13 protein-coding genes are annotated in these 13575 nt (G+C 40.0%); 3 read left to right on the forward strand and 10 right to left on the reverse strand.

All coding sequences use genetic code 11. The annotated features are described in order from the left end of the window. Window positions 1-16: 16 nt before the first annotated feature. The 4 genes from EGC86_RS06525 to EGC86_RS06540 form a co-directional block, all read right to left on the reverse strand. Window positions 17-1912, reverse strand: coding sequence for an HD domain-containing phosphohydrolase (locus EGC86_RS06525; protein WP_123777015.1), 1896 nt, complete (start codon window positions 1910-1912; stop codon window positions 17-19). Between the two features lie 166 nt (window positions 1913-2078). After that, a complete protein-coding gene (purU, locus tag EGC86_RS06530) occupies window positions 2079-2951 on the reverse strand; it encodes a formyltetrahydrofolate deformylase (RefSeq protein ID WP_123777016.1) in 873 nt (290 codons plus the stop codon). Between the two features lie 179 nt (window positions 2952-3130). Further along, a complete protein-coding gene (locus EGC86_RS06535; RefSeq protein WP_011636738.1) occupies window positions 3131-4609 on the reverse strand; it encodes a PTS transporter subunit EIIC in 1479 nt (492 codons plus the stop codon). Beyond that, entirely contained in the window at window positions 4561-5025 is a 465-nt protein-coding gene (locus EGC86_RS06540) for a flavodoxin (RefSeq protein ID WP_123777017.1), read from the reverse strand. The genes EGC86_RS06535 and EGC86_RS06540 overlap by 49 nt, the downstream gene beginning before the upstream one ends. Window positions 5026-5203: 178 nt before the next feature. On the opposite strand from EGC86_RS06540, the gene EGC86_RS20855 reads away from it, so the two are divergent. Then, window positions 5204-5356 (forward strand): hypothetical protein, encoded by a 153-nt coding sequence (locus EGC86_RS20855; protein ID WP_160327568.1) that lies wholly within the window; start codon window positions 5204-5206, stop codon window positions 5354-5356. On the opposite strand, the gene truC is transcribed toward EGC86_RS20855, so the two are convergent. Then, window positions 5353-6234, reverse strand: coding sequence for a tRNA pseudouridine(65) synthase TruC (gene truC, locus EGC86_RS06545; protein WP_123777018.1), 882 nt, complete (start codon window positions 6232-6234; stop codon window positions 5353-5355). The two genes, EGC86_RS20855 and truC, sit on opposite strands and share 4 nt — an antisense overlap. An 83-nt stretch (window positions 6235-6317) precedes the next feature. Next, window positions 6318-6680, reverse strand: a complete 363-nt coding sequence (locus tag EGC86_RS06550) for a YqcC family protein (RefSeq protein ID WP_082707424.1) — start codon at window positions 6678-6680, stop codon at window positions 6318-6320. Window positions 6681-6728: 48 nt separating this feature from the next. Here EGC86_RS06550 and EGC86_RS06555 point away from each other — a divergent pair, with 48 nt between their 5' ends. Next, window positions 6729-7742 carry a DUF3549 family protein gene (locus tag EGC86_RS06555; protein WP_011636734.1) on the forward strand — a complete coding sequence of 338 codons (1014 nt, stop codon included), beginning with the start codon at window positions 6729-6731 and terminating at the stop codon, window positions 7740-7742. Further along, entirely contained in the window at window positions 7739-8125 is a 387-nt protein-coding gene (locus EGC86_RS06560; RefSeq protein ID WP_123777019.1) for a DUF3301 domain-containing protein, read from the forward strand. Before EGC86_RS06555 ends, EGC86_RS06560 begins: the two co-directional genes overlap by 4 nt. Window positions 8126-8219: 94 nt before the next feature. On the opposite strand, the gene EGC86_RS06565 is transcribed toward EGC86_RS06560, so the two are convergent. The 4 genes from EGC86_RS06565 to EGC86_RS06580 all read right to left on the reverse strand — a co-directional run bounded on the left by EGC86_RS06565 (window position 8220) and on the right by EGC86_RS06580 (window position 13405). Further along, window positions 8220-8927: a hypothetical protein gene (locus EGC86_RS06565; RefSeq protein ID WP_123777020.1), complete on the reverse strand. Its 708-nt coding sequence runs from the start codon at window positions 8925-8927 to the stop codon at window positions 8220-8222. Window positions 8928-10207: 1280 nt separating this feature from the next. Further along, the gene (locus EGC86_RS06570) at window positions 10208-11254 is read right to left on the reverse strand and encodes an oxidoreductase (RefSeq protein ID WP_123777021.1); all 1047 of its coding nucleotides are present in this window, start codon (window positions 11252-11254) and stop codon (window positions 10208-10210) included. 1143 nt (window positions 11255-12397) lie between these two features. Then, a complete protein-coding gene (locus tag EGC86_RS06575) occupies window positions 12398-12706 on the reverse strand; it encodes an Mpo1-like protein (protein ID WP_059747951.1) in 309 nt (102 codons plus the stop codon). Between the two features lie 69 nt (window positions 12707-12775). After that, on the reverse strand, window positions 12776-13405 hold the full coding sequence (locus EGC86_RS06580) for a GNAT family N-acetyltransferase (protein WP_011636729.1): 630 nt from the start codon (window positions 13403-13405) through the stop codon (window positions 12776-12778). Window positions 13406-13575: the final 170 nt, after the last annotated feature.

Genomic DNA, 13575 nt, shown 5'->3' on the forward strand with positions numbered 1-13575 from the left:
TCATCTCACAATGACGTTATCGATTGAGTAATGCTGCCGCCAAAATTCGCCAGGTCAACATACCAATAACTTGTTGCTTATCATTCTGGACGATTAAATAGCTGGCATTAGTTTTTTCCATCGTCAGTTTGGCATCATTCAAAATGGTATGATCGATAATCATATTCATTTTATGCACCATCACTTGATGTACACGTTTATTCAGTAAGCTTCTATCTGCTGCACGTTCTGCTGCGGTATTTAAAAATGGACTGTGCCAAAAAGCTAAAACATGATTATCAACCACGCCTATTGGGCTACGATTTTTTTCAGATAATACCACTGCAACATCCATTTTAGCTTTTTTCATCATAGATTCAGCATGTTCAAGAGTATGATATTCCTCTAAAAACACAACTGGGGCTAATGACAAACTGCTAACATACTCTTCTTCTTTGAAGTCTTCGACAGCCAGAATATCAATACATGCATCCACAACAGCGGCATCAAAGACTTTCCCTCTGCCTTTTAATAACTCTTGGGTTAACACTTCCATTCCCAACGATGGGCGATAAGGTCGATGGCTAAGAATCGAATCAGCAACGTCGGCGACAGCAATGATCTTGGCCTCAAGTATGATGTCATCCGCTTTTAATCCTTTGGGGTAACCAGAACCGTCTAAGCGCTCATGATGTTGAAGGATCATTTGCTTAATAGGCCAAGGAAACTCTACTTCATCAACAATTAATGCGCCTTGCTCAGGATGCTGCTTAACCAAACCAAACTCAGCATCGCTTAACCTTGAGGGTTTAGATAGAATCTGGCTTGGAATGGCCAACTTACCGATATCGTGGATCAATGAACCCAATTTTAATCCTTCCAATACTTCAGGTGTTAAGCCCATTTTCTCGCCAATAAGATAGCTTAACTGCGCAACCGATTTTTGGTGACCCGCGGTATAAGCATCTTTTAATTCTAGCGCTTCTGAAATGGCACCAATCAACTGCACCAAAATGAGGGTCATCTTTTCTTTTTGCATTTTAATAATGCTAGATTGCCTCGACACTGCTTTCATGGTGCGTGGCAATTCGACGCTGTGCCACAAAATAGTCGCAAAAATACTTAACGATTTGGCGTCTACTTGGGTATAAGGTTTGTCACGATTGCCAACGCCGATAATGCCAACGAGTTTTTTGCGATAATGAATGGGCACACAAAGATGATTACTAAAGGCAAAAAAACCTTGTTGTTGTGTGCGGTTCTCAGAAATACTGGTTAACTCATTGTGCACCGTCGATTTACGGGTTTGGATGGTTTCGGCCCAAATACCTGAATCAGTTTTATACGTTTGTTGTTTGGTAATCGTAAAATAATCACTAACGTTTTCACTCCATGTGGTTCGCACAATTTGATTGTTTTTTTCATCAAATATATGCAGATAACCTACAGTAGATTGTGTCAATGAAAGTGCCTGTTTTAATGAAATAGCAAACACCATATCACCACTGGCATTAATCACTTCTTCGATTTGATTAAGCCAATCATCACTTGACTGAATCGCTTGATGATAATCAGGATGTAAATCTGATAACCATGCTTTATCGAGTTCGATTTCTATAAAGGTAATACACCAATGCTCACTGCTTTCTTCTATCGGGGTAACTGTAGCTTGTAGTGCATGACCGTTGTCATCAACATAATTGATTAGTTGTGAAGTGTGACGATTAGTCAGGTCTATTTGATCATGGGTAAGCATTGAAAAAGAATTAGACAACGGTTGCTTTAGAATGGCTGATATGGGTTTTTTGACCAATTTGTATAACGGTTCACTCAGCTTAATTAATTCAAGCCTATCATTAAGAATGCCCCAACATAACCCAACTGTTTTGGGTAATTCTGAAGGTTTTAAGAAAAAATCAGCTTTTTGTAACATCCAGTTCCCCGTTCTTATTTATACAGATCTAACATATCAATACCGTTTGAATATATCACAGTAAATCTAAAAATAGACCATTAATACAGCAGCTTGCTCACAGCTACTTATTCTAAATAAGATAGCATCATTGGATTTAACGTCAAATGATGCATATCAGTGCACTTTAAAACACGACTGTTTTATTACCGTACACCACAACTTGTTCATTTAATACCAATTGCAGCGCTTTACTTAATACGCTTTTTTCAACATCACGGCCATTATGGGCTAATTCTTCTGCGCTATAACTGTGATCAACTGAAATGACATCTTGTTTAATAATCGGTCCTTCATCCAAGTGATTATTCACAAAGTGTGCTGTTGCACCAATAATTTTAACACCACGATCCCATGCTTGCTTATAAGGTGATGCACCAATGAATGCTGGTAAAAAAGAATGATGAATATTAATAATTTTATCTGCAAATGCTGTTACAAACTCAGGTGTTAATACTCGCATATATTTAGCGAGTACAACAAAGTCCGGATCATAAGGTTTTATCACTTTAAGCATCGCTTGTTCATGTTCTTGACGATTTAAGCCTTCATGACTGACATAATGAAATGGGATATCAAACTTTTCAGTTAATGCCTGCAACACATCATAATTGCCTACCACAGCAGCAATCTCAACATCCAAGCCACCATAATAAGATTTCATCAGAATATCGCCTAAGCAATGAGCTTCTTTTGTCACCATGATCACGATACGTTTTTTACCCATATCAACGAGTTTCATGTGATTTTGAGCTGGCAACACTTCACGTAATTCATTCAGTAAGCGTTCATCATCAAACACCCCTTCAAGCTCGGCGCGCATAAAAAATCGGCCTTGTGTGTGGTCAACAAATTCGGTGTTTTTAATAATGTTTAATTGATGAGCAAAACAGACGTTGGTGATTTTAGCTATTAACCCCTGAGCATCAGCACAATCGGTTATTAGCACTTTTCGTTGTAAATTAGCTTGGGTAATAATGGTTTTATCTTGATGGCTCACGCGTACAACTCCTCTTAAAATACTGTTTTACAGTGTGCCATTTAAAAAGATTTTTAGGTGATGTTTTTAATGATAAATTCTCATAAAAGATAAATAATCTTGCTTTATATACAAAATTCTAAAATATGTATAACAAGTTAAGCAACAACTATTATGGCTTAATGGAACAACCGTTGGTACTAACGCCGAGAATCTAAATATTTTTGCAGTAATTTACGTAATGTTTCAGCCTTAGTGCCATAAACAACTTGTACACCTTTACCCATAACAACCACGCCTTTAGCACCTAAGCGCATTAATCTAGCTTTATCGATCAGATTTGCTTGATTAACACTAATACGTAAGCGTGTTAAACAAGCATTAATCTCGACAATATTCTCGCGTCCGCCCAATGCAGAAATCATTGCCCGTAAGCTCTCTTTAGGCTCAGCGGGTAAATCACTTTGCTCTAATCGGCCAGGCGTTTTTAGATTGAACGCTAAAATACTGGCCCTAAAAATTGCATAATAGATTATTGCTGTGAGCGGACCCAATATCCAAATCCACTGAGTATTAGCAGAGCGCGAAAACAATAAGGTAAAATCTACCAACCCATGAGAGAACACAATGCTGTGATGAACGTCTAGTAGAATACACACGCTATAAGCAATTCCCGTGAGTAATGCATGTACAATAAACAGAATCGGTGCGATAAACATAAAGGCAAATTCTATCGGCTCTGTCACCCCAGTTAACCAACTGGCTGTCGCCGCTGATAACATAATCCCCGCAACTCGGTTACGTTCAGACTTATCTGCACAACGCCAAATCGCTAAGGCAGCTGCTGGTAAACCCCACATTTTAATCAAATAACCACCAGCAAGATTTCCCGCCAATGGATCGCCGGCCAAATAACGAGCCACTTCACCTCGAACTACAGTCCCCTGGTTAATGTACTGTCCGACTTCAAGATAAAATGGGGCATTCCAAATGTGATGTAATCCTAACGGAATTAATAAACGTTCGACCGTGCCATAAACACCAAAAGCAATCGCGGGGTCTTGGTATACAGCCCAATCAGAAAGGAGTTCAATAATATGCGATAAGGGCGGCCAAACATGCACTAATAGGTAAGCAAGTGCCATAGACAGCGGAATGGTAATTATTGGAGCACTGCGACGACCTTCAAAAAAGGAAAAAATAGCAGGTAATTTAACATGTTGACTAAGATTGACAGCTAAACATGTCATCGCGCCGACTAACATGCCGCCAGCGATACCAGTGTCAATTGTTTGCATGCCCCAGAGAGGACGAGATACCAGACCATAAATATTGGTCAGAGCTCCCATTGTGGATAAAAACACTCCAAAACCAAAGACGGCTGAAAATGCTGCAATGCCTTGATCACGACAAAAACCAATCGCTATCGCAACACTAAACAACAAAGGCATCATGGTAAAAACCAGATTGCCGACCGCAGAAAACACCGTATTTAATTCTGCAGGAATAAATGGTAACGGGTTAACGGTTAACCCTAACATCACCCCTGCAGCAGGCAAAATAGCAATAGGTATGAGCAGAGCCTGACTTAGGCGCTGTGCGAATTTAAACCATTGTTGCGTAAAAAAACTTACGCTGCGTTTACCGATGTGACGGCGTTGTGCCAACTGGCTATCCATGTTTTAGCTTCTATTTCGGGTTCCATTGTTTCACAGGCGTCAATTTCTAATCGTTCTGTCAGCGGTTTAGCGCCCAACTCGGTTAACAATTCATCAAATTGTTTTATCGCCCCACAAAAAGTTTCATAGCTTGAGTCGCCTAAGCCAATTAGGCTGTATTGTAATAATGGTAAATACGGTGCGCTGGACTTAAGTTCACTAAACCAAGGAGAAATATCTTCGGGTATATCCCCTTGCCCCGTGGTTGATGAAACTACAATTAATAGCTCATCTTGTAGTGGTACAAAACCAGATAATTCATTGGGTTGCCAAAGCTTAGTCGTAAAGCCTAATTTTGCAATCGCCTTAGTCACTGTTTCAGCAGTAAATTGTGCGCTACCATAAACGGTACCAAAAACAACATTGACCTTTTTCATGGTATACTTTCCTCTTAAATGTAATACGTTATAAAATACCTTGAGTCTTAGTGGCTTACCTTACTGTATTGTTTGAGTCTCTCGCAAGTGTCTTTTATTATGTAATGTAAATCGTTATGGTCAACATCGGTTGGCTCAAATGAAATAGCGCAAAAACGGAATCAAGACGATGCGACAAGTGAGCAGAAAGCGAAGACTAAAACTACAACACAAATTCGCCCACATTCGTCGTAACTATTATTTCCACATCGAACAACAGCAGCACGAACCCATACCGCATATCCCCGAATTTGAAAAGCTTAAAGCCTTGCTTGCAGACCGAATGAATTAACTTAATAACATACTTGGCTGGGATGATAATTGAGCATCACCCCAGCAAAATGCGTTAAAAACAGTCAACCATTCAGCTTCTAACTCAGTTTCAATATGCATTGACTGCTGAGTTACTGGGTGTATAAACTGCAGGCTTTTTGCAATCAACCACAAACGGTTAATAGTAAAATGTTCGCGAAAGAACTTATTTTGTTTACCATCGCCATGGGTTGTATCACCAACAATTGGATGTCGTAAATGTGCCATATGACGACGTAATTGGTGCTTGCGGCCAGTATGAGGGCTTAATCTTACCAAGCCATAACGACTAGTTGGGTATCGACCTGAACTAAACGGTATTTCCGTATTCAATAATGGTTGATAATCCGTCACGGCATCTTGAGCAGCCTTGTTCGGGTCCACATGTTTATCGCCTAAATCATCAAACTCCTGTTTTAGGGCATAATCTAGCGTGCCAGACTCATGCATATTGCCACGAACAATGGCTAAATAATGCTTCTTAATACTATGATCAGCAAATTGCTCACATAATGCACGAGCCACCTCACTCGATTTGGCAAACAGTAATACTCCAGATGTAGGTCTATCTAGGCGGTGCACCGGAAAAACATGGCAGCCCACTAAATCACGAGTCATCTGCATCGCAAAAAAACGCTCCCTACGGGCTAAATAACTACGATGAACCAATAAACCTGCAGGCTTATGGATAGCAACTAGGTGCTCATCTTCAAATAGAATGTCGATATGGGGAGGGGGTAAGTCATCGTCTAATTCGGTATCTGCAGTAGCGTCCTCATCAATATATTCCGAGCCTATTTGTTCATATAAGTCATCGTTATCTAATGAGTATTCAGCATCGTTTTCTTTTGAGATCATGTGTTATCACTTTACTTATTATGTATTGGCCAACTCAGAATCGGCTTAGTTTGTTTTGTTATGTGGTGGCGTTTGTTGCTCGCTTAACGCTGACTGAGCAAAGTATCAAATTGTTGTAATTGAGCAATCAGAACATCCCCATAGTGCATACCTTGCCACACATGCTCAGCCATGGGCGCTAAAGCCATATTGGTCGGCAAAGGCTGTCGTTGCACAACTAACTCGGTCATTTTTGGAATAAAAATAAACTGCAACCATTGCTCAAATGCCATTACATCGCAGCTAAATGGTGCCGTACTCGTCAAAGCAGATACCGGAGGTGAGGTATCAGACCACAGCTGAAACCCCTTAAGCAATTGTTCTAATTTAATTAAATAATTATGGCTGGCTAAATAAAGCATAAACATGAACGACAATATAAAGGCTAAGTCGGAGTATGATATCATTTAGCCCATTGAATACCCATCCAACTTCTTTGATTTAGTGACGACCCCATGACCGAGATAACCACCTTAAGCCAGTTTCTGACGACCGCAAATACTCAATTTCAAATATACGATTTAGGTCGTCGAGTGCAACATATCGATATGTTAGCTTTTCAGCAAATTGACTCTTTACTGGCGCCGTATCCTTATCCCATTCAAGGCCATGCGCAGTTTGCTATCGTGTTTTGGCAACAAGAGCAATTACCCTATATTTGGTTTGTAAAATTACCTTTAGATGAACAAGGTTTATTATCTCCTGCGCCTCGAACTCAGTTTATTAAGATGATTTTAGAAGCCCTGGGTCGTAATCCAACCCAAGCATTAACTGATGCACAGCAAGAACAATTAGCCAATCATCCTTTCAGCTTTAAACCTAACCAACACAAACTGGCGTTATTTAATGCATTGGTCAGGCTTCAGCTTGGTCAACCAGCATCGAGCCAATATGAATTTGCTACGCAGTATTTGTCTGGCCAAGCAGCGCAAGACACATGGCCACAACTGGGTTTACAAGGTTTAGCCGATATTTGCGTTCGCGCACATCAATTCAACCATCTTGATGACATTATAAATGCACTTGATAATGCACCTATTGAAGTGCAAGCCGCCCTTTGCCAATGCTTAGAACACATTAATATTGATAAACGCCTTGCCGAACACTTATTTAATCAATTAGAACAAGCTCAAGATCATATAAAAGTGATGTATTTAGCGGCATTAGCATCTGATGTTCAATACAGTATGACAGCGATTAACCAACTCAATGAACAACAACATTTAGACGACAACACGCTAATAACAATTGCAGCACGTAACTGGTTAGCGTTAAAAGATGATGCCACTCGTAAACACTATTTAGAAGCGCTAGCAAAACAGCCACAGCACTTCTTTAATCAAGTATTTGCTGATATCGTGGCAATACCTAGCTTACGTTCTGGATTATTAGCCGACTTAAGGCATCCTGACAGAAGCGTTCAATTAGCAACCGCGATTGGCGGATTATTTAGAGCAACCAGCCTATGATGACTGATTTTTTATTAATTGTTGCTTTAGTTGTTGTTGCTGCTTTTTTTTGGCAACTTCGACAAATGGCAGAGTTAAGCCGAACGATTACAGAGCAAGCCTGTAAAAAACAAAACGTACAACTACTCGCTATTGCGATGGAATCGGCCCGTCCAAGTATTGGTGGCAGTACTGGCATTTGTTGGAAAGCAACATTCATGTTCGAATTTAGCACCGATGGCATTAACCAATATCGAGGCCATATTTTAATGCATGGTAATCGAGCAAAAAAAATCGAATGGCCAATTTTCCCAGAACCAGAATGGATGGATGCTCCACTGGCCAGCGGTAAATTTGGCAGTTGTGGAAGCCGTAAAAGCTGTGATTCAGGTAAATGCCATTAAAGCAGTTCTACTTTTTAGGCAAAATAACTAAGAAATGATATAAAAAAACGCTATTTTTCAAAAAAATAGCGTTTTTTATTGCCCCAAAATGCAATTAAGTTTGTGGATTGTTGAGGATTTTATAATCGCTGTAGGTAAAAGTTTGAACACTGTCGAGTGACTTAAAAATTGCCGCTGTACCCATTATAGTGGTTGATGTATGAGCTGGCATCACTAATCCCTCAAACACATCAAAACTTAACTCTAATTCAAATTTAGTTAAAGTAACTGAAAACGCAGGATTTATCTCGTCAGTATTTCTGATGAGAATTTTACGTAAATGCTTGGATGTTTTATCCAAATAAAGCACGCCTGCTAATGAGTTATTGTCTAGCTCATCAATATTGGGTGTAAACGTAAATGACATATTATTGTCATCCTCACCGACAAAAACCAATGTCGACAAATCAATTAAATCAGAAAACGCTAATTCATAGCTAGTTTCGTCTTTATCTTCATGCAGATCTTGTTGACGCTCTCGGTATTCAGTTAAGCGCTTTTTACCAGGAGTATCACCATTTTCAGACACCAAACTCCAACGTTCAGTTTCAGGTAAGGATGCATTGAATTGTTCAATACGTGTCATGTCGGGCATCACTGTTTGCTGTGAATACTGCCAAAGCACCTTGGTACCGTCATTATTACTATTGAGATCGCTGAACGCTTGCTCAACCCATTGTTGTTGTTCTTCGCTCACGACTGCATTGGCGTTATAGCAAACGAATGAAAAACCAACCAATAGTGCAACTTTAAACCCTTTCATGCTATCTCCTTATACAATGGTGAGTTAGATGTTGTGTACTTAAATGAGGTACTCAAATGAAGTACTCAAACCCTGCACATAGGCACTTTACAATTTGACAACATAAACACCATTAGTTCCACCGATACTGAAAAAAAGCCAAAAGAAAGGCCGCGACAGTAACTGTCGCGGCCTCTTTATCTCTTGTTAAGCTTTCCAGCTATAAATGTGCTCCCTGCACCATCCATGCGTATCGCTTGCTTCCTGCTCTATCCTTGTTCAATCCTTGATGTTCCTTGTACAATTAAGTACTTTCCCTCTTACTCGATTATCCTTTTACCGAGCCTGCTCTATCCTGAGCGTGTCCTTATATCATCCATGAAATTCTTAACGTATCCTGTCGCAAATCATTTGCGTAGAATCTTGCATCCATTGCACACTATCATCCTGATAATGTTATAAAACTTGCTTAATCCGCTATTGCGTCCATTGAGCAAGCTTAACGTTTCATCCTGAAACTCAATATCGTCCGTTATTTCCATATACTTATGGTCTTCCAAGACCTCTTTACTACCTTGTAATGTTCCCGTCCTAGGAACGAGATAAATAATAATTCATTTACCTCTACGTAAACAGGTACCTCTAAATGATTAAAATATCTCACAGATAATACAAAATAAAATAATCAATTAAATCAATTGGTTGTGCGCTATATGGAAATGCCACCCCATAATTAGGTGATTTGGCTCACATGATTTGTGAGATATATCTCACAAAGCGTCAGGCAGAAAAGGTAAGCGCCAAGTTAACTATTAACATTAGAGAAACATCGGCAACTAACAAACAGCTCAAATTCCGACGCGAACTAGCAAATTCGGTTTGATCTTAATTGACGTAATCTGAAAAAGTTCAGCTTAGTGGCATATCTGTTAATTACATTGAATAGAGCTATTGTTGAGAGTTTTTGTATTGAACCATTCTGGCGATAAACATTGAGATGCGCTGCATTTGTTATCAGCCGTCAATATCTAATAACATGTTAATTCGCACAATAGTCCACGCGATGTCACTTTTGAGTAAGAGTAATATTTAACCTTTACACGTAACACAACCACAAGCGCTTACTGATTTAACACTTAATGCTTACTTTGATGACTTTAACTTAAACAAGAGTTAAATAGCGACTCATTAAAAAGTATAAATAAAGCTTATCGACTATTACTTCATTACAGAACATAAGTTAATTGTTAATCAAGCAAACATCTTTGCTCGATTAACAATAAATGGACTAGGGTATGTGCTTATCGTTCAGACACTAACAACTTACGACCTTCTTGAGCACTGTCAATGCCGAGTTCAATAAGTCTCATGACCAAAAGAGCCTGCTCTGCTGTTACTGGATTTGGGCTGCCAAGACAAATCGCATCGCGGATGCCTTCATAATATGCTTGGTAATTACCTGGAGTCGTTATGATGTCTTGCTCGATAATCGCGCCTTTGTGTTTCAGCGATAATTTGCATGAAAGTGGATCGTTCCCCCACCCCGGAATTCCAGGCTGCTGACCTGACTTAAGCGCATTTTCCTGCGTATCAAGACCAAACTTAGTAAAACTGCCACTAGTGCCATGCACGGTCATACGTGGGCCAGGGTTAGCAACCAATGCACTACCATGAAGAATTACCCGCATTTCGTCATATCCCAGCACAGCATGAAACCAGTCGTCTGCGACTGCTCCATCACGTTGTTGGGCAAGGTCTAACCACATTGTTTTTGGTGTACCGAACAACTGCAGTGCCTGATCGAGTAAATGCGAGCCCAAGTCAAACCACAAACCTCCGCCTAGAGCTGCCGACTCACGCCAGCGCGTTTGAACTTCAGGCCTATAGCGGTCAAAGTGTGATTCAAAATGTGTCACACGGCCTAGTGAACCTTCCCGCAGCACCTTCTGTAACGTCAGAAAATCGGAATCCCAACGGCGATTATGAAATACTGATAGCTGTCGATCACATTGATGAGCGAGCTTAATAAGCTCTTTACCTTCATCGGTAGTGAGGGTGAACGGCTTATCCAAGACGACGTGCTTTCCGGCAGCTAGCGCTGCTGCCGCTAGTGGAAAATGCGTCTCGTTGGGAGTTGGAATAACCACCAAATCGATATCAGCACAGGAAAATAACTCTTCGGGGGATGAGTACACAGGCAAATCAGGTTGGTCTATATGCACCTTTGCCGGATTGCTGGAAGATATTGCAGCGAGTTGCAGGCCCGGTACAGCCTTAATCAATGGTGCATGAAACGTTTTTGCGGCATAGCCGTAACCAACAATGCCTGTTTTGAGTATCTTTGTCATAAACTAATTCCTAACATGGGCGGCAAAATATAATATTCATCAATACCTAAAAAAAGCGGCTTTATTTTGTGAATTTACCTTACACAACGATTTGCAGCTGGACGATTTAAATTATAGAAAATGAACCATCATTATTTTTATAAATCGATTTCTAACCAGCCAGATACGACTATATAAAGTATTGTACTTAATAAAGCTTCAGGCTGAAATTGGCGGGGCCGTAACATCGATATTTTAGCGTTAGAACATAACATGATCTACTCACAACTGTATTAGCGTGAGTGTCGATTAACACACCGAAGGCTTAGTAAAACATATCGTGAAGTAAAATGTATTCACCACGATTTTAGTAAAATCAGTAAGGGTTCGCTGATGTTAGGATCGTTGGCTCAAACATGGCATGTAGCAAAATGAGTTAGTAGTTTATCAAGCTTGCTTAAGCTCTTTTTGCGACTGCAATCGCACAACTCAAATTCCAGAAATTTTTACGCCAGAAAGCAAAAAGGCACAACCTTAAGTTATAAGGTTGTGCCCGTTAACACTTTTGTCAGCAATCCGGCTGAAAGTTTGCTCCCTGCACCATCCATGTAAACATGCTTCCTGCAGTCCTTTTCCCTGTTCTCATTTCCTTGTCTATTTGTGTAACGCAAACAAACGCATGAGTTTCATTCCGTTGAACAGCCTATCCATTGGCTGAGCGATAAATCTATTCAATCCGTTGAATTTTCCCAGCTGCATCCTGCAGCTTTATCCTTTTTGTCCTTGTGTCGACTATTTACTGTCTTCACCCATCCTTGATTCGGCTATCCATTTGCCGAGCTTATGCCCTAATCCGTGAGCGTGTCCTAGTATCATCCTTAATATTCTTAAGCATCATTAGTCTTATTTCTCATCCTAAGAAAACCAACTGATGACCCGCTTTCGATAACTACATTCTAGCCAAAATAAACGCCGATAAAAGTCACTCAACTCCATTTAAATAAACATCCCACATGTCTGTAAAACATTAAAATAACGTAAACGACTGATTTCAAAGGATTAAAAATAATTTATAACGTTAAACACTGACAACTTTAGATAAGATCCCTTACACACTTGTAGGATATTGCTTACAAAAGCGTGAGCAAGTTAATACTTCCAGGGTTATTTGCGCCATAAACGCCTTATCATTTGGCCAAACATTACCCAATCTGCCCATAAGCTGTATAGCGGATAAGTGAATGTTGCGGGGCGATTTTTTTCAAATATAAAATGCCCTAACCATGCAAAACCATAACCTACTACCGGCAACCACAATAACTGCCACCAATGTTGGTTAATCAAAGTGTTAATAATGATCACTAAAATAATGCTACTGCCAATGTAATGCAGTCTTCGACAAACGGGATCTTGATGTTGCGACAGATAAAATGGATAAAACTCTGCAAATGAAGAATAACGCTTAGGTTCCATTACTCACTCCTTATTAACAACTCGCTAATGGCATGCTCTGTTAGGGTTAGATTATTCTCAGTTTAGGCGCTAGGCCTTGCTGTAAAACAATATTTCGCCGTCAACATTGCCAATACTCACAGTGGCAATGCTGGTAAACTCTTGTTTAACGAACGCCTGATGGTGCGAAGGATTACTCACAAATACCCCGATGCCATCAAGCCCAGGTTGCTCATCACACCAACTCAATACCGCTTGAATTAACCTGGCACCATAGCCTTTGTGCTGTTCATTGGGGGATAACGCAATAAATTGTAAAACCCCGCATTTTTGCGAAGGAAGATGTTCTAAAATGCAGGTTTCTTTTTGCATTAATCCTTGAGTTGATTTCCATCCTGTTCCCAGCATCATTTTAAAACGCCAATGCCAATAACGCCCCTCCCCCAAAGGCACTTGTTGCGTGATCACACAGGCAACCCCGATTAAACGGTCGCCGTCAAATAGGCCAATTAAAGGTTGTTCTTGTTGCCATAACTCGTTTAACTCTTCACGAATCGCAGCTCGAAGTTTTTGTTCATATTGTTGATTGTCATGTTGGCCAAGTACTTCGATAAAATAGGGATCATCATGATAAGCGTTATAAAGTATTGAAGCCGCCACTCGTAAGTCTTCTGCCGTCAAATACACTGCACGTAAAGTTTCCAAGGTGTTATTGTCCATTATTATTCCTTGTTGATTAACTCGCTAAACTTAACTTAACAAGTTTGAAACATTGTACAAGTTTTGTTTACCCATTTTACTTTTTAGCGGCAGTGAGTGTCAGTTGTTTGCTATTTATCTCATCTAGACGGATACTAAAATTGTTTATCTAACCATCACAAGGAATGCGT

It is taken from the genome of Shewanella frigidimarina, from assembly GCF_003797125.1.
GTDB lineage: Bacteria > Pseudomonadota > Gammaproteobacteria > Enterobacterales > Shewanellaceae > Shewanella > Shewanella frigidimarina.

Coding starts and splice junctions, on each gene's coding strand:
- EGC86_RS06525 (WP_123777015.1), bottom strand. CDS start 1,912: ATGTTACAAAAAGCTGATTTTTTCTTAAAACCTTCAGAATTACCCAAA.
- EGC86_RS06535 (WP_011636738.1), bottom strand. CDS start 4,609: ATGGATAGCCAGTTGGCACAACGCCGTCACATCGGTAAACGCAGCGTA.
- EGC86_RS06540 (WP_123777017.1), bottom strand. CDS start 5,025: ATGAAAAAGGTCAATGTTGTTTTTGGTACCGTTTATGGTAGCGCACAA.
- truC (WP_123777018.1), bottom strand. CDS start 6,234: ATGATCTCAAAAGAAAACGATGCTGAATACTCATTAGATAACGATGAC.
- EGC86_RS06550 (WP_082707424.1), bottom strand. CDS start 6,680: ATGATATCATACTCCGACTTAGCCTTTATATTGTCGTTCATGTTTATG.
- EGC86_RS06555 (WP_011636734.1), top strand. CDS start 6,729: ATGACCGAGATAACCACCTTAAGCCAGTTTCTGACGACCGCAAATACT.
- EGC86_RS06560 (WP_123777019.1), top strand. CDS start 7,739: ATGATGACTGATTTTTTATTAATTGTTGCTTTAGTTGTTGTTGCTGCT.
- EGC86_RS06565 (WP_123777020.1), bottom strand. CDS start 8,927: ATGAAAGGGTTTAAAGTTGCACTATTGGTTGGTTTTTCATTCGTTTGC.
- EGC86_RS06570 (WP_123777021.1), bottom strand. CDS start 11,254: ATGACAAAGATACTCAAAACAGGCATTGTTGGTTACGGCTATGCCGCA.
- EGC86_RS06575 (WP_059747951.1), bottom strand. CDS start 12,706: ATGGAACCTAAGCGTTATTCTTCATTTGCAGAGTTTTATCCATTTTAT.
- EGC86_RS06580 (WP_011636729.1), bottom strand. CDS start 13,405: ATGGACAATAACACCTTGGAAACTTTACGTGCAGTGTATTTGACGGCA.